Raw genomic sequence first — 16,270 nt, 5'->3', positions numbered from 1 at the left:
CGGAAATCGGACGTGCCGCCAGCTGACAAATGGCCGATGAGTGGATGACTGCGCCCGGAGGTGCTGTTGCCGGGCATCACCCAGCGCGCAGCTCAGGGAGTTGGCTGAGCCTTTCTCAGCCGAGGTCCGACAGGTCGGTGCGGATCTGGTCGGCCTCGGGGAGGTCGAGAGCGGTGTAGTGGGACAGGGCCTGTTCGAAGTGGTCGCGGGCCTGGTCGGGGTGGCCGAGCGCGCGGTGCGCGTGGCCGAGGCCGGCGTGGGCCCGGGCCTGCTGGCGGCGGTTGCCGATGCCGGTGGCGATGGTCGCGGCGGCGGTGTGGTGGGTGACGGCGTCGGCGGCGCGGCCGGCGGCCTGGGCGGCTTCGCCGAGGCCGTTGAGCACCCAGGCCTCATTGTCCTGGTTGCCGGTCTCGCGGAAGATTGCCAGCGCCCGCTCGTAGTAGCCGGTGGCCTCGTCGAGCCGGCCCAGCCGGGTGTGCAGCAGGCCGAGGCCGTCGAGCGTGCTGGCCTCGCCGGTGCGGCTGCCCAGCTGGCGGTACGTCGTCAGGGCCTGGAGCAGATGGCCGGTGGCCGACTCGTAGCGGCCCAGCCGCAGCTCGAGCTCGCCGAGGCCGTTCAGCGAGTACGCCTCGCCGCGCCGGTCGCCGGTCTGCCGGACCAGGGTCAGGGCCTGCTGGTAGCAGTCGAGCGCCTCGCTCAGGTGGCCGGCGCGTTCCAGCGTGACGCCGAGGCCGCTGAGCGCCATCGCCTCGCCCGTGCGGTCGCCGGCTTCCCGGTGCCGCTCCAGGGACTGCCGCTTGTAGTCGATGGCGGCCGGGTAGCGGCCGGAGCGTTCCGCGACGTTGCCGAGGTCGAACAGGGTGTGTCCCTGCCCGACCAGGTCGCCCACCTGATCGAACAGGTCGAGGGCCTGTGCCAGATAAACGGCGGCGGTCTCGGGCCGGCCCTGGCGCAGATGGGCGACGCCGAGTCCGTTCAGGGCGCCGGCCTGCCCGGCAAGGTCGCCGGTGGAACGGGCGGCGTCGCGGGCGTGGCCGTGCATGATCAGCGCGTCGGTGTAGTGGCCGCCGCGCAGGTATCGGGAGAGGACGTCGGCCAGCCGGACGGTGTGGGTGCGGGAGCCGTGCGCGGCGACCGCGACCAGGGTCGGTCGTTCGGCGTCCAGCCAGGCGACGGCGGTGTCCGGGTCGCTCAGGTCCGGCCCCTCGGTGGCGGCGGGGGAGACCGCCGGGCGGCGGCGGGCCTCGGTGGGGTGCAGGGTGTTCATCGCGGCCGCGCTGGTGGCGAGGTAGTGGTCGAACAGGCGGGTCAGCGCGGCGTGCCGGTCGGCGGGCCGGTCCCGGTCGCGGCTGAGGGCGGTAGCGTAGGCGCGCACCAGGTCGTGGAAGGTGTAGCGGCCCTCGGTGACGGCCAGCAGCAGGTGGTCGGCGTGCAGGTCGCGCAGCCCGGCTTCGGTGGCGGGCAGGTCGGCGCCGGCGAGCGCGGCCGCGGCGTACACGTCGAAATCTTGTCCGGGGTGGAGGGCGGCGAGGCGGAGCAGGTGCTGCCGGGCCGGGGTAAGACGCTGGTAGGAGAGGCCGAGGGCGAGTTCGACCGGGCCGTCCAGGCGGCCGTCGTGATGGCGTTCGTCGAGGCGGTCGGCGTGATCGGTCAGGGTCCAGCCGGGGGTCTTGCGGATGTGCCCGGCGAGCACGCTCAGGGCCAGCGGCAGATAGCCGCAGCGCAGCGCGATCCGGGCGGCGGCATCCGGATCGGTGCCGGCCGGCACGCCGGGCAGCGCGGCGGTCAGGAACGCGGCCGCCTCGGCCGGGGTGAACACGTCGACGCTGAGCCGGGTGGCGGAGTACAGCCCGACGAGGCTGCGCCGGCTGGTGATCAGGGCGAGACACCCGGGGGTGGCCGGCAGCAGCGGCCGGACCTGTTCGCTGCTCGCGGCGTCGTCGAGCACGACCAGGGTGCGGGTGCCGGCGAGGCGTTCCCGGTAGGCGGCGATGCGCCGGGGCAGGTCGTGCGGGACCTGGTGGCCGGGCAGGCCGAGCAGGCGCAGGAATCCGTCGAGGACGGCCGCCGGGTCGGCCGGCGGCTGGGCCGGGTCCGGATGGAAGCCGCGCAGGTTGACGAACAGGACGCGATCCACCGCGCCCTCCCGGCTGAGCAGGTGGCCGGCGTGGATGGCGAGCTGCGTCTTGCCGACCCCGGCCATGCCCTCCAGGGCCGAGATCACCACGGTGTCGCCGGCCCGGGTGGCGGCCCGCAGCCGGCGCAGATCGCCGGCCCGGCCGGTGAACCCGGCCGGCTCCTGCGGCAGCTTGTCGTGCACCCGGACCTGGGACACCGCCTCGGTCTCGCCGGCCACGACACGCAGGGCCTGGCGCCACCCGGTCACATATCCGGTGTCCGGGTGCAGGGCCTGGACAACCGCGAGGACGAGGTCGGTGTTCAGCCGCCGCCGGTCCGGCTTGAAACAGTTCGCCACGGTCGAGCGGCGCGCCAGCTCACTCGGCGGGCGACCGGCCGCGGCCCAGGCGGCGTTGACCCGCTCCTTGATCGTCTCGTAGGACGGGTCGCCGGCCCACACCTTCAACAGGCGCAACCGCTCGACCAGGTCGTGGAGGCCGGCGGCCCGGCTCGGGTCGGGCAGCGTGCCGAACGCGTCCACCGCTAACCGCCGGAATCAAGCATGGCGCCCGCCGCCCACATATCGATTTGCCCTTCTCATCCCACCGAGCGTAACGACGGGACCGAGTGGCGTCGGCGCGTGTTAGCTTCTACATCTTGTAGGAATAGAGGGGGCCTCGTGGCGGCCACGCTTGGCGATCTTCTGCTGGTCCTGCTGCACGATCGGCCGGGAAGCTCGCACGAACTGCGCCAGCGGCATGCCGCGGCGCTCGGCCCGCGCAACGAGGTCAACATCAAGCGGGTCGAGGCGGCGCTGACCCGCCAGCAGCGGCTGGGCTACGTCCGCACCGAAGAGGCCCTGTCGCGCGGGCGAAAGCGGGTGTGGGTCCTCACCGACGCCGGCCGGCGACGTGGGCGGGACTGGCTCCTCGAAGACGGTCCGGGCAGCGAGGTCGAGGACGTCGTGGTCCGGGCGCTCATCGCGCTGGCGGCGGACGGCATCGACGTCGAGGCGGTCGTCGGCTCCGGGGTGGCCGCACTCGAACGGCGGCTCCCGCGGCCGGTCGCCGGCGGCCGGCATCTCGGCACGATCGCCGAGGTCCGGGCCGCCTACGAGGACGAGACGGTGAAGGCGACGCTGCGCTGGCTGCGCCGCCTGCACGCGCGAAGCCAGGTCGCCTGATCGAGTTGTCCCCAGTGGATGCTTGACTCCTCCCGCAAAGACGTCGATGCTTCTGGGAGCGCTCCCATCCATGAGCATCGATCGGGGAGAACCGTGATGCGAAAGCTTCTGCTCGCCGTCCTGCTCGCGGTCGCCGCCGTCGGCCTGGTGGCCCCCGCCGCCCACGCGGCCACGCCGGTGCGGATCATGGCGCTCGGCGACTCGATCACCGCCGGGCCCGGTTGCTGGCGCGCCAAGCTCTGGCATCGCCTGCAGACCTCGGGTTACACCGACATCGATTTCGTCGGCACCCAGTCCGACGGCGGGGGCTGCAACCCGGGTTACTCGTACGACTTCGACCACGAGGGACACGGCGGCTACTCGGCCACCGGGATCGCGGCCAACGACCAGTTGCCGCCGTGGCTGGCCGCCGCCCGGCCGGACGTCGTCCTCATGCACCTGGGCACCAACGACATGTGGGGCGGCTACATCCCGCTGGCGGACAAGCTGACCGCGTTCACCAAGCTGGTCGGCCAGATGCGCGCGCAGAACCCGGCCATCAAGATCGTGGTCGCGCAGATCATCCCGATGAGCGCGGCCGCCTGCACCACCTGCCCGGCCGACGTGGTGGCGCTCGACAACGCGATCCCGGCCTGGGCGGCCGGCCTCAGCACCACCCAGTCGCCGATCACGGTGGCCGATCTGTGGAGCGGGTACGACGCGGTCGCCGACAACGTCGACGGCGTCCACCCGAACGACACCGGCTTCCAGAAGATGTCCGACGCCTGGTACCCGGCACTGGCCAAGGCGCTGGGCACCGCCACGACCCCTCCCACCACGGCACCCACGACCGTTCCCACCACGGCACCCACGGCCGTTCCCACCACGGCACCCACGACCGTTCCCACCACGGCACCCACGACCGTTCCCACCACGGCACCCACGACCGTTCCCACCACGGCGCCCACGACCGGGCCGCCGGCCGGTGGGTGCGTGGCCACCTATCGGGTCGCCTCCCAGTGGACCGGCGGCTTCCAGGGCGAGGTCGTCGTCAGCAACAGCTCGTCGACGGCTTCCGGCGGCTGGAGCGCGAGCTTCACCTTCGCCGACGGCCAGACCGTGAGCCAGGCGTGGAATGCCGCCCTCACCCAGTCCGGCGCCGCGGTGACCGCCCGCAACGTCGACTGGAACGGCCGCCTCGCCGCCGGCGCGACCGCCACCTTCGGCTTCCTCGCCACCTCGACCGGCGCGAACACCGCTCCGGCCGTGACCTGCACCCTGACCTGATGCGGCAGGACAGCGGGCCGGCGTGCGGATTGATATCTTTCGGCGTTGACTCGGGGGAGATCAAACCATGCAATGCGACATCTGCGGTACGCCGCTGGACCGTCCCGGCCAGGGCCACTTCTGCCGCCGCGGCGGCACGGCGCCCGACGAATCGGGCGGCACGTTCTCGCTGGCCACCCGCCGGGTCGTTCGGTTCGGCGCGATCTACGCGATCCTGGTCGCGGTCACCAATGCCCTCGCCGTCGCCGGTGTCACCGCGATCCGCAGCGGCGCCGCCACCGACCCGGCCGCGGCGGGAGTCCTGATCGGCAGCGCAATCACCGGCTTCGTCGGCCTGATCTGCATCATCGGCCTGCTGATCTCCATCGTGGTCTGGATCGTCAGCGCCCACCGGCTGACCGCGGCCGGCCCCGGCCTGATCGGTTACGGCGGCGTGCTCATCTGGGTGGTGCTGAGCGTGCTGGCCTACGTCGTGCCGCCGCAGGTGCCGTCGATCGGCGCCGCGGCCGCCACGGAGGCGTCACTGCGCATCGCCGGCCTCGCCCTGCTGATCGCCGCGGTCCGGCTGGTCCGCTCCCGGCTCCGGCAGGCCACCGGCCGCCCCGACCTGGCCGCCCGCCCGAAACTGATCAGCAGCGACGACTGGGACGCCGGCAAGTGGGACCCGGAGGTCCTGCGCGACATCGAACGCCGACGTTCGGGCAACGGCTGACGGCCGGACGGCGTTGACCAGGCCGGACAGGTCGCGCATCGCCTCGTACAGCCGGAGTTTCGCCTCGGCCGGGTCGAGACCGAGCTGCCGCGCCGCCTCGCGGGTGGTCCGGCGGCGGAAGTAGGTCGCGACGAGGATCTCCCGGTGCGGGGCCGGGAGGTTCTGCAGCATCACTTCCATCGGTTCGGCATATCGCGTCGGCATGCATGGCACTTTGGTCAGCGGCGAGCCCCAACTCCAGTGCGCACCCGCGGCGTAGTCACCCGATCACCGGCCGGTGCGTCGCTGGCTGACGGCGGCCGCCGCGGATCGCGATACGGTGCGGGCCTCATCCGGCGCCCGGCAACGGGATCGGGGGAACCAGTGCCGATCATCGAATTCGTGGTGGCCGTGACCTCCGACGTCGCGGCCGGAACCGTCACGTCGCTGCTCCGGAAGCTGCTCGCGGTCCAGGAGGATCAGGCGCAGCAGATCGCCGGCCTGCGGACCGACCTCCGCCGCCTGCTGGAGGGGCCGTGGCGGCGGTCGCAGACGGCGACGGAGGACGCCATCGCCGCCGCCGGTCCACGGCGACGGCAACTGCAGGTGAAGGGCAATGCCGCAGCGTTCCGGGCGCGCAGTTGATGCGCCTGCGCCGGCTGGTGGCGAGCGCGGAGGACTACCGCAAGGTGCGAGCGCACCTGTGCGGTGGCCCGGCCTCGCCGGCGCGGCGGCTCAGCGTGGACCTGTCCGTGCCGTACCGGCCGGTGCTGGGTTGGCAGTGATTTCTCAGGCCGCGGAGGCTCCCAGGGTGACCGGGAGGCCGTCGAGGCCGAAGACGATCGAGGCGCGGCGCATCGGGAGCTGTGCCGGGTCGATCGCCGGGCGCATCGCCGGGAAGCGGCGGACCAGCGCCGGGTAGGCGATGCGCAGCTCCATCCGGGCCAGTTCGGCCCCGACGCAGCGGTGCAGGCCGTGCCCGAACGCCAGGTGCGAGCGGCTGGTGGCGCGGGCGGCGTCGATCCGGTCCATGCCCGGGCCGAGCACCTCGTCGCGGTCGGCGCCGGACAGCGAGCACATGATGACGTCGCCGGCCTTGATCGCGACGCCGGCCACCTCGAGGTCGCGGACCGCGAAGCGGGGGAACGCCACCTGCACCACCGACAGGTAGCGCAGCAACTCCTCGACCAGCTTGTCGGCCGGGCCGCCAGCCCTCAGCGGATCGGCCAGTTCCGGCTGGGTCATCAGCACCAGCGAGCCCAGCGCGAGCATGCTGGCGCTGGTCTCCAGCCCGCCGGTGAGCACGCCGTCGGCCAGGCCGGTCAGTTCCTGGTCGTCGAGCTCGTCGCCGTGCGCGCGGATCAGCGAGCCGATGAGGCCGTCGCCCGGTTTGTGGCGCTGGTCGGCCACCAGGCCGCGCAGGTACGCCTTCGACTCGTTGATCGCGTCGAGCGGCGCGTAGGCGCCGCCGCCGAGGTCGAAGCGGGCCGCGCTGGCCTGCTGGACGAAGTCGCGGTCGGCGTACGGGACGCCGAGCAGCTCGCAGATGGTCAGCGCGGGCACCGGCAGGGCGAACTCCTGCAGCAGATCGACCGGGCCGTCGATCCGGGCCATCGCGTCGAGCCGGTCGTTCACGATGGTCTCGATGCGCGGTTGCAGCCGTGCCAGCCGGTGCATGGTGAACTCCGGCATGATCATGCGGCGCAGCCGGGTGTGCATCGGCGGGTCGGCCATGCCGAGACCGCCGGGCTCCTGGCCCGCGGTCAGCCCGACCCGCGCGGCGAACTGGCCGAAGTCGTTGCTGTAACCGTCGGTGGCGCCCAGCACCGCCCGCACCGGCTCATAACCGGTCACCAGCCAGGCCCGGATGCCCAGCGGGATCGGCAGCCGGCTGACCGGTTCCTCCGCGCGCAGCCGGCCGACCTCCGGGACCGGGTCGAGCCCGTCCCGGAACAGCGGGAACAGGGACTTGTCGGACAGCATCGACATGGTGCCGGCGAACGACATCGAACCGGCTTTTCCGGCGAATCGTCGAGCGGCCCAGCCGAGCAGGCGCAAGCGGACGGCCGAGAACGTCTGCATGTCGCCTCCTGTTCTTTCCCCCGAGAATGGCGTACTGATAGTGACCGCAAGATCCGGTGGCCGCAGTGAGGCCGGTCACGGGCCGAAACGGGCAATGTTTGGGGCAACCGTCCTTTATGGGCTTGTCGGCGCCGGGGTCGCGGTCGATGCTGGGTGCGGCCACGGCCCACAACGGCGGATCCGCAAGGGCCAGGAGACCACGATGGCGTACGGGCTGGGCGTTGACCTCGGGACCACCTGGACCGCGGCGGCGGTGCGGCGCGGCAACGCCGTGGAGGTGCTCCGCCTCGGCGGCCGGCGGCCGGAGATCCCATCGGTGATCTTCCTGCCCGCCGACGGGCCGGTCGTGGTCGGTGAACCGGCCACCCGACGCGGCGAGCAGCAGCCGGACCGCCTGGCGCGCGAGTTCAAGCGGCGGGTCGGCGACCCGGTGCCGTTGCTGGTCGGCGGTTCACCATATCCCGCGCACGCACTGGTCGCCCGCCAGTTGGATCACGTTTTGGCCGTCGCCACCGCTGTCGAGCAGGGGCCGCCGGAGTCGATCGTGCTCACCTGCCCGGCGAACTGGGGTCCGTACAAGCGCGATCTGCTCGAGCAGGCGGCGCGCCTGGCCGACGCGCCACCGGTGGTCCTGCGCAGCGAGCCGGAGGCGGCCGCCATCTCGTACGCGGCGGGCGAGCACCTGGCCGCCGGCGACGTCGTGGCCGTCTACGACCTGGGCGGCGGCACCTTCGACGCGGCCGTGCTGCGCCGCACCGCGGGCGGGTTCGAGCTGCTCGGCGCTCCGGAGGGGATCGAGCAGCTGGGCGGGATCGACTTCGACGAGGCGGTCTTCGAGCACGTGACCCAGGCGCTGCCCGCCGACCGCCTGGCCGGCGACGACCCCGAGCTGGTGGCCGCGCTCACCCGGCTGCGGCGGGACTGCGTGGACGCCAAGGAGACGCTCTCCTTCGACACCGAGGTGCTGATCCCGGTGGCGCTGCCCGGATTGCACACCCGGGTGCGGCTGACCCGGCGCGAGTTCGAGGCGATGATCGAGCCGGCGCTGCGGGAGACGGTGCGGGCGCTGGGCCGCGCGCTGCGCTCGGGCGGCGTCGACCCGGAGCAGCTGCGGGCGGTGCTGCTGGCCGGCGGGTCGTCGCGGATCCCGCTCGCCGGGTCGCTGGTGGCCGAGGCGTTCGGCCGGCCGGTGGTGGTCGACCCCGACCCGGAGCACAGCATCGCGCTGGGGGCGGCCCGCCTGACCGCCACCGCCCCGATCCCGGCCGCGCCGACATCTCCGGCGATGCCCGAGCCGCAGCCGGCCCAGCCGCAGCCGGCCCAGCCGGCGCCGATCCAGCCGCCGGCTGATCCCGGCGTACGCGCTGCCGGGCGGCGCCGCACCCGCATGCTGGTCGCGGCCGGGGCGGTCGTGGCGATCGCGGTCGGCGTTCCGGTCGCGGTGCGGCTGGTGCGTGCCGGCGGCGGCCCCGCCGCACCGCCGTCACCCACGCCGAGCGTCTGCGGCTTCACCGAGGAGTTCAGCGGCGCCACCGTGGACAGCGCGTGGCAGCGCAACCGCGCGGACCTGGCGATCCCGGTGAGCGGCGGGGCGGCCGAGCTGGATGCCCCGGACGGCGCGGACATCTATCAGGCCAACATGACGGCGCCGATGCTGTTGCGGCCGATCACCGGCGACTTCGTGCTGGAGGCGGCGCTCGAGGCGGCCCCGGCCGTCTTCTACCAGGGCGCCGGGTTGCTGCTGTGGAACCACCCGGCCAGCTATGTGCGGATCGAGCGCGGCTTCGGCAAGACCGGCGCGGTCGGCTTCGAGTACCGCAACGGCGGCCCGCACCAGTGGGTGCACGGGACGATGCCCGACCAGCGGCCGATCGAGACCGCGGCCACCCGGCTGGTGCTGCGGATGACCCGGTCGGGCGGCGTCGTCACCGGAGCCTGGCGCCCGGCCGGGAAGGCCGAGTTCGCCGACCTGGCCACCGTCCGGATGGACCTGCCGCCGACGGTGCGGATCGGCGTGTCCGCGCTCAACCGGGCCCAGGCCGGCGCGAAGCCCACGCCGTTCCGCGTCCGCTTCGACCGGATCACGGTCACTTGCTGAGGTTTTTGCGACATATCTCATCACCGATCTCGGTAACCACGATGAAATCGCAGGTCAACGTCCCGGTAACGATAGTGATCGATCGGTGACGCAAAATTACCTGTCCACATTCGACTCGGTGAATGCGTCTAGCGAGTGTGCAGCCGGAAATTACTCGAAAGCGAACCTTCCGCTGGCGCCGGATCGTGGCCACCACCGCCATTGTGGTGCTCTTCTGGTCCGGCGCCGGGATCGGCGCGGCCGAGGCCTACGTCGAGTCCGTCCCGCTGCCCGGGGTGGCCCCGCAGCCGCAGGCGTCGGTGCTCTACTACCGCGACGGCCGGACCATCCTGGCCCGGGTCGGCGCCACCGACCACAACGACGTGCCGCTGTCGGCGGTCTCGCCCGAGCTGCGCCGGGCCGTGCTGATCGCCGAGGACCGCGACTTCTACGGCCACCCCGGCGTGTCGCTGCGCGGCGTGCTGCGGGCGATGGTGGCCGACGCCGGCGGCGAGCACCAGGGCGCCTCCACGATCTCCCAGCAGTACGTCCGCAACGCCTTCCTCAGCCGCGAGGTCACGGTCGACCGGAAGCTGCAGGAGGCGGCGCTCGCGGTCAACCTGGAACGCCAGCACACCAAGGACCAGATCCTCGAGCGCTACCTCAACACGATCTACTACGGCCGGAACGCGTACGGGATCGCGGCCGCCGCCAACGCCTACTTCGGGGTCACCCCGGACCGGCTGGACTTCGCACAGAGCGCCGTGCTCGCCGCCGTCGTCAAGGACCCGTGGGGATTCGACCCGGCACACGACGCCACGGCCGCCCGGCAGCGCTGGAACTGGATCGTGGCGAACGCCCACGAGGGCGCCGCGGTCTACCCGAAGGTGCTGCCGGCCAGCTCGGCGATCGGCGGCCCGCTCGGCCTCGTCGTCGACCAGGTGGAGCGGGAGCTGTCCGGCCGCGGCATCACCTCCCAGCAGCTGCACACCCAGGGGCTGGAGGTGGTCACCACCCTCGACCCGGCGGCGCAACGGGCCGCAACCGGCACCGTGGCGGCGCACCTGAAGGGTCAGCCGGCCGGCCTGGAGGCGGCCCTGGTCGCCGTCGATCCGGCGACCGGCGGGGTGCGCGCCTACTACGGGGGCGACCACGGCAGCGGCTACTTCGACAACGCGGCGGCGCTGCACCCGGCCGCCTCGACGTTCAAGCCGATCGTGCTCGCCGCCGCGCTGCGCCAGGGCATCGCCTACCAGTCCCGCTGGGACGGCAGCTCACCCCGGCTGTTCCCGGACCGGGGCGTGCCGCTGCGCAACCACGACGGCCTGCACTGCGCCGACTGCACACTGCAGCACGCGATGGTCGACTCGCTGAACACCCCGTTCTACGCGGTGACCGCCGAGATCGGCCCGGAAAAGGTCCGGGACATGGCCGTACGCCTGGGCATCCCGCCGAAGTACGCCGGGCAGAAGTCGCTCGTGGACGTCAAGGGCGACCCGGCGCCCGGCCACACCCGCGGTGACATCGCCCTCGGCCGTTACCCGGTCACGCCGGGCGACCTGGCCACCGTGTACGCGACGCTGGCCGCCGGCGGCGTACGCCATGAGCGGCATTTTGTGCAATCGGTGCGTGGCGCGACGGTGGCCGCCGCCGGCACGGTCGCGCTCGATCCCCGGATCGCCGCGGACGTCTCGACCGTGCTGCAGTCCGTGGTCAAGGAGCACGGCTTCACCCCGGGGCGGCCGGCGGCCGGCAAGACCGGCACCCAGCAGTGGCTCGACACCCTGGAGAACCAGGACGCCTGGATGGCCGGCTACACACCCGACCTGGCCGGCGTGATCTGGCTCGGCAAGGCGAAACCCGGCCCGCTGCGCGACGCGCACGGCGCCCGGATCGAGGGTGACACCATGCCGGCCCGGATCTGGCGCGACTTCACCCGGTCGGCGCTGACCGGGCAGCCGGTCAAGGCGCTGCCGGCGCCGGCGCACGTCGGCCGGGTCGACGCGGGCGACGCCGGCCGGAGCGGCCACGACGCCAAGAGCCCCGACACGGTCACCGAGATCCACGCGCCCGGGGCCGGTTACGAGCCGGTGGTGCACACCGAGCACACCGGCAAGCGGCTCGCGCTGACCTTCGACGACGGGCCGTCGCAAGACACCCCGGCCGTCCTGGACCTGCTCGCGAAATACCACGTCAAGGCCACGTTCTGCATGGTCGGCGAGAACGTCACGTGGTACCCGCAGCTGGTGCGGCGCATCGTCGCCGACGGCCACCGGCTCTGCAACCATTCGATGCACCACGACGACCTCGGCATCGTGGCGGCGGACAAGAGCCGCGCGGACATTGCGGAGACCGACGCGGCGATCGCGGACGCGGCTCCCGGCGCGACGGTGACCTACTACCGCGCCCCGTACGGCGATTTCGGCCCCTCGGCCAAGGTCGGCGCGCAGGCCGGGCACACGCCGCTGGGCTGGGTGGTGGACCCGGACGACTGGATGCTGCCGGGCGCCGACACGATCGCGACGCGGATCCGGCAGCAGCTGACGCCGCGGGCGGTGGTGCTGGTCCACGACGGCGGCGGCGACCGGAAGCAGACCGTGGAGGCCCTGCGCAAGCTCATCCCCGGCCTGCTCGCCGACGGGTGGACCTTCGACTTCCCGGCGACCACGGTCACCGCGAAACCGCTGCCCGGCGCCACCACCCCGGCCCCGTCGGTGATGCCATCGCCTTCGTTGTCGCCGTCCGCCCCGGAGCCGTCGGAGTCCGTTTCGGCGCCGGCGAGCTCCGGGGCGAGTTCCGGGGCGAGCGATGTGCCGCCGCCGTCGGTTGCGGCCTCAGCCGACGGGGCCGGTGGTCAGCTTGACGGTGCCGGAATGTGACTGGCCGGAGACGTCGGTCCAGGCCAGCTTGACCTTGTCGCCCGGGTGGTAGCGGTCGAGGGTGTCGGTCAGCGCGGTGGCGGAGGCGGTCTTCGTGCCGGCCACCGAGGTGATCACGTCGCCGCGGGTCAGGCCGGCGGTCTCGGCGGGGGAGCCGTCGACGACACCGAGGACGACCGGGCCGGTGGCTCCGGCGTACGCCCGGCTGCTCGTTGTTTCGATGCCGAGGTAGGCGGTGGCGCCGAGGTGGATCACGCTGGACGCCTTGCCGTTCTGGATCTTGTCGGCGATCGCGGTGGCGGTGGCGATCGGGATGGCGTAGCCGTCGCCGCCGGCCGATTGGTACTGGAAGCCGGCCGAGGCCGCGGTGTCGACGCCGATCACCTGGCCGGAGGTGGTCAGCAGCGGGCCGCCGGAGTCGCCGGCCTGGATGTCCGCGTTGACCTCGATCAGGCCGGTCAGCTGCTCGGCGGAGCCGGTCGACTCGTCCGAGGCGGTGATCGACTGGTTCAGGGCGGAGACGACGCCGCCGACCGCGCTGGGGGTGCCGCCGGTGCCGCCGGCGTTGCCGATCGCCACCACCGAGTCGCCGGCCTGGACGGCGGAGGTGGCCAGGGTCGCGGTGGCCAGGCCGGAGGCGCCGGAGAGCCGGAGCACCGCGACGTCGCCGCTGCGGTCGTAACCGACCACGGCGGCCCGGTAGCTCTTGCCGTTGCCGATGTCGGTGACCGTGATGCTGGTGGCGCCCGCGACGACGTGGTTGTTGGTGAGCACGACGCCGTCGGCGCTGATCACGATGCCGGTGCCGGCCGCCGCGGCGTTCTGCGCGCCGAGCACGGTGTCGATGTCGACCAGCGCCGGATCGACCTTGGCGGCCACCGCGGCGACCTGGCTGTCGGTCGCGCCGGCGGAGCTGGACCCGGTCGAGCCGTCGCCGGTCGAGCCGTCGCCGGTCGAGCCGGAGCCGGAGCCAGAGCCGGAGCCGAGCCCGGGGGCGATGTCACTGCCGGTTCCCGGGTTGAACGGCAGGTAGGAGCTGCTGCCCGAGCTGACCGCCGAGCTGGACGGGTGCGCCGCCCAGCCGAGCGCGAATCCGCCGGCCCCGACGAGCGCCAGGGCCACCACGCCACCGCCGATCGCGGCGACCAGCCGGCCGGTCCGCCGCCGTCGCGGTGGCGGCGGCGATGCCTGGTACGGCTGTTGGTAAGGCGGCCATGTGGCGTAGTCGGGCGGGTACGTGAACTGTTCAGGAGTCGTCACCTGAGTCGCCCCCTTCAGGGCACCGGAACCGCTTTCATCTCCGGTTTACCGCTGAGTTCTTGGAAACCGCTGAAGGTCTCCTGTACGCATCCGGGGACTTTCAGCCACCGTTGGCGGAGAAGTGCATGAAGTCCTTGAGCGACCGGTAGTCCCCGCCCCACTCCCACCCGATGGCGGCGAACGCCTTCACCACGACGTCGTCCGGCCGGATCATGCCGCGCCGCACGGTGCCCCGGTCGAGATAGGACGTGGCCAGCTCGGGCAGCACGACCTTGCCCTTGTGGTAAGGGTTCAGGAACGGGTTGACGTCGACCGCCAGCCCGTAGGAGTGCTGCGACCAGGACTTGCTGCCGCGCACCGGGCGGCACGCGTACGCGTCGGTGTTGTTGTCGTCCCCGGTCGGCGGCGCGTTGAGCTCGGCCGTGCTGGTCACGTGCATCCGCTCGATCGGATAGCCGGCCGCGAACAGCTTCCCGAACACCGTGACGAGACCGGGCGCCGCCCGTCTTCCGACCAGCATCTCGCCGGTGTGCGCCAGCCCGTCGAACCCGCGGAAGCCGACCGTGACGTACCGCAGATCGGTGGCTTTGACCGGGCAGGCGCTGGTCCAGCTGGAGCGGGCGAGCACCGCGGCCGGCACCGCCCGGATCGAGGAGTGGAACCGCCCGTCGGCCGGCGGCGGCAGCTCGTCGGTCGTGATCCGCGAGGGCGAGGGCGAGGGGGACGGGGTCGAGGCCGGCGTCCGGGAAGCGGGGGCGGGGGCGGAGGCGGGACTCGAGCAGCCCGCCACGACCACGCAGGCCAGGAGAACCGCCACCAGTCGCATGCCTGCCGTCATACCAGGGCGTCGCACCCCGGGAGAAATCGATTGCGCCCGATAACCGCGTCCGTAGGGTGAAGTCCGTCAATACGGGGGTTGAAAAGGCATGCCGATCGTCGAGGCGCGAGATCTCACCAAAGTGTTCCGCCGGCCCGACAAAGGGTCCGGGCTGGCCGGCTCGTTCAAGCACCTGTTCGCCCGGCGTTACTCGGACAAGGTCGCGGTCGACCACATCGACCTGTCCATCGAGGCGGGCGAGGCGGTGGCCTACGTCGGGCCGAACGGCGCCGGCAAGTCGACCACCGTCAAGCTGCTCAGCGGCATCCTGGTGCCGACGACCGGTCAGGTGCGCATCGACGGGCTGCACCCGCAGCGCGACCGGACGACGGTGGCCCATCGCATCGGCGTGCTCTTCGGGCAGCGTACGCAATTGTGGTGGGACCTTCCGGTTTCGGAGTCTCTCGCCGTGCTGCGCGACATCTACGGCGTCGACCACGCCACCTATCGTCAGCGGCTGGCCCGCTTCGACGACGTGCTCGAGCTCGGCGAGCTCCTGCCGGTGATCGGCCGCAAGCTGTCGCTCGGCCAGCGGATGCGCGCCGATCTGGCGGCGGCGCTGATCCACGGCCCGCAGGTGGTCTATCTCGACGAGCCGACCATCGGGCTCGACCTGGCCGTCAAGGACCGGGTCCGGGAGTTCTTCCGCAGCCTCCGCGACGAGGGCACCACGGTCATGCTGACCAGCCACGACCTGGCCGACATCGAGGGCTTCTGCCGCCGCCTGGTGATCATCGACGCCGGGCGGATCATCTTCGACGGCGACCTGGTGGGGGTGAAGGACACCTTCGCCCGCGAGCGCATCCTGCACGTCGAGACGGCGCGGCCGGTGCCGCTGGAAACCCTGCGTGACTCGCTGCCCGGCGCGGAGGTCACGGTCGAGGACACCCCGCAGCGGTACGCCGTACGCTTCGATCGTTTCGCGGTTTCCGCCGGTCAGGTCGTGACCGTGCTGGCCGGCCTGACCGACCTGGTCGACTTCCGGGTGGACGAGCCGAGCATCGAGGACGTGATCCGCCGGGTCTACTCGGGTGAGCTGGTGCTGCCCCGATGAGGAGCTACCGGGCCCTGGCCCGGGCCGCCGCGCGAGCGGCCCTGGCGTACCGCCTGAGCCTGCTGCTCGGCATGGGCGCCGTGCTGGTCCAGCTGGTCGCGTTGCTGGCGGTGTGGCGGGTGGTCCTCGCGCAGTCGCCGATCAACGGTTTCACCTGGCCGCAGATGCGCGCCTACCTTCTGGTGGCATTCGCGGCCGGCATCGTCGTGTCGATCCTCGGTGACTTCCGGATGGCCTACCGCATCCTCGACGGCGACGTCGCGCTCGACCTGGTCAAGCCGGTCGACTACCAGAAGGCCCGGTTCGCCGAGTCGCTCGGCGGCCTCTGGATCGAGCTGGCCCTGATCGGCGTGGTCGTCGGCGTCACCCTGGCGTTCACCGGCGGCGTGGATCTCCCGGCCGGGGCGGGAGCGGCCCTGTTCGTGGCGAGCATGCTGCTGCTCGTGCCGCTGAAGTTCCTGATCGTCTACGTGAGCACGCTGGCCTGCTTCTGGACGCAGAACTTCATGGGTGTGCAGTGGGCCCGCCTGGCCGTGGTCAACCTGCTGTCCGGCGCGCTCATCCCGCTGGTCTACCTGCCGCACTGGCTGGCCACGGCGGCGCAGTGGTCGCCCTTCGCCGGCCTCACCTCCACCCCCGCGCTGATCTTCCTGGGCCGGGTCGACGCGGGGGAGGGGCTACTGCTGGTCGCGGTGCAGCTCGGCTGGGTGCTCGTGCTCTGGTTCGGCGCCCGCCTGGTGTGGCGGGCCGCGCTGCGTCGGCTCACCGTGAACGGAGGATGAC

At 72.6% G+C, this 16,270-nt stretch carries 13 protein-coding genes; 9 read left to right on the top strand and 4 right to left on the bottom strand.

The genetic code is table 11. From position 1 onward, the window contains the following. Positions 1–115: 115 nt before the first annotated feature. The gene (locus AB0E90_RS09555) at positions 116–2,659 is read right to left on the bottom strand and encodes a tetratricopeptide repeat protein (protein WP_360402012.1); all 2,544 of its coding nucleotides are present in this window, start codon (positions 2,657–2,659) and stop codon (positions 116–118) included. A 138-nt stretch (positions 2,660–2,797) separates the two neighbouring features. Here AB0E90_RS09555 and AB0E90_RS09550 point away from each other — a divergent pair, with 138 nt between their 5' ends. The 5 genes from AB0E90_RS09550 to AB0E90_RS09530 all read left to right on the top strand — a co-directional run bounded on the left by AB0E90_RS09550 (position 2,798) and on the right by AB0E90_RS09530 (position 6,043). Further along, positions 2,798–3,301, top strand: coding sequence for a hypothetical protein (locus AB0E90_RS09550; protein ID WP_360402009.1), 504 nt, complete (start codon positions 2,798–2,800; stop codon positions 3,299–3,301). 96 nt (positions 3,302–3,397) lie between these two features. Next, on the top strand, positions 3,398–4,567 hold the full coding sequence (locus tag AB0E90_RS09545) for a cellulose binding domain-containing protein (protein ID WP_360402006.1): 1,170 nt from the start codon (positions 3,398–3,400) through the stop codon (positions 4,565–4,567). A gap of 67 nt (positions 4,568–4,634) precedes the next feature. After that, positions 4,635–5,279: a hypothetical protein gene (locus AB0E90_RS09540; RefSeq protein ID WP_360402003.1), complete on the top strand. Its 645-nt coding sequence runs from the start codon at positions 4,635–4,637 to the stop codon at positions 5,277–5,279. A 363-nt stretch (positions 5,280–5,642) separates the two neighbouring features. After that, positions 5,643–5,903 carry a hypothetical protein gene (locus AB0E90_RS09535; RefSeq protein WP_360402000.1) on the top strand — a complete coding sequence of 87 codons (261 nt, stop codon included), beginning with the start codon at positions 5,643–5,645 and terminating at the stop codon, positions 5,901–5,903. Then, positions 5,903–6,043 (top strand): hypothetical protein, encoded by a 141-nt coding sequence (locus AB0E90_RS09530; protein ID WP_360401997.1) that lies wholly within the window; start codon positions 5,903–5,905, stop codon positions 6,041–6,043. The genes AB0E90_RS09535 and AB0E90_RS09530 overlap by 1 nt, the downstream gene beginning before the upstream one ends. 4 nt (positions 6,044–6,047) lie before the next feature. Here AB0E90_RS09530 and AB0E90_RS09525 read toward each other — a convergent pair whose 3' ends face one another. After that, a complete protein-coding gene (locus AB0E90_RS09525) occupies positions 6,048–7,340 on the bottom strand; it encodes a cytochrome P450 (RefSeq protein ID WP_360401994.1) in 1,293 nt (430 codons plus the stop codon). Between the two features lie 202 nt (positions 7,341–7,542). Here AB0E90_RS09525 and AB0E90_RS09520 point away from each other — a divergent pair, with 202 nt between their 5' ends. Together AB0E90_RS09520 and AB0E90_RS09515 are read left to right on the top strand one after the other, a co-directional pair. Beyond that, positions 7,543–9,438: an Hsp70 family protein gene (locus AB0E90_RS09520; RefSeq protein WP_360401991.1), complete on the top strand. Its 1,896-nt coding sequence runs from the start codon at positions 7,543–7,545 to the stop codon at positions 9,436–9,438. 185 nt (positions 9,439–9,623) lie between these two features. After that, positions 9,624–12,296: a transglycosylase domain-containing protein gene (locus tag AB0E90_RS09515; protein WP_360401988.1), complete on the top strand. Its 2,673-nt coding sequence runs from the start codon at positions 9,624–9,626 to the stop codon at positions 12,294–12,296. Here AB0E90_RS09515 and AB0E90_RS09510 read toward each other — a convergent pair. Both AB0E90_RS09510 and AB0E90_RS09505 read right to left on the bottom strand, forming a co-directional pair. Further along, positions 12,252–13,556, bottom strand: coding sequence for a trypsin-like peptidase domain-containing protein (locus tag AB0E90_RS09510; RefSeq protein WP_360401985.1), 1,305 nt, complete (start codon positions 13,554–13,556; stop codon positions 12,252–12,254). The two genes, AB0E90_RS09515 and AB0E90_RS09510, sit on opposite strands and share 45 nt — an antisense overlap. A 100-nt stretch (positions 13,557–13,656) precedes the next feature. Then, positions 13,657–14,382 carry a M15 family metallopeptidase gene (locus tag AB0E90_RS09505; RefSeq protein ID WP_360401982.1) on the bottom strand — a complete coding sequence of 242 codons (726 nt, stop codon included), beginning with the start codon at positions 14,380–14,382 and terminating at the stop codon, positions 13,657–13,659. A 100-nt stretch (positions 14,383–14,482) separates the two neighbouring features. Here AB0E90_RS09505 and AB0E90_RS09500 point away from each other — a divergent pair, with 100 nt between their 5' ends. Continuing rightward, positions 14,483–15,487, top strand: coding sequence for an ATP-binding cassette domain-containing protein (locus tag AB0E90_RS09500; protein ID WP_360401980.1), 1,005 nt, complete (start codon positions 14,483–14,485; stop codon positions 15,485–15,487). Next, complete coding sequence (locus AB0E90_RS09495; protein WP_360401977.1) at positions 15,484–16,269, top strand: ABC-2 family transporter protein; 786 nt, start codon at positions 15,484–15,486, stop codon at positions 16,267–16,269. Before AB0E90_RS09500 ends, AB0E90_RS09495 begins: the two co-directional genes overlap by 4 nt. The last annotated feature ends 1 nt before the right edge of the window (position 16,270 follow it).

It is taken from the genome of Actinoplanes sp. NPDC026619 (genome assembly GCF_040638295.1).
Lineage (GTDB): Bacteria > Actinomycetota > Actinomycetes > Mycobacteriales > Micromonosporaceae > Actinoplanes.
Note: the sequence above shows the minus strand (reverse complement) of the source record. Positions and strands in the feature narration are given on the sequence as shown.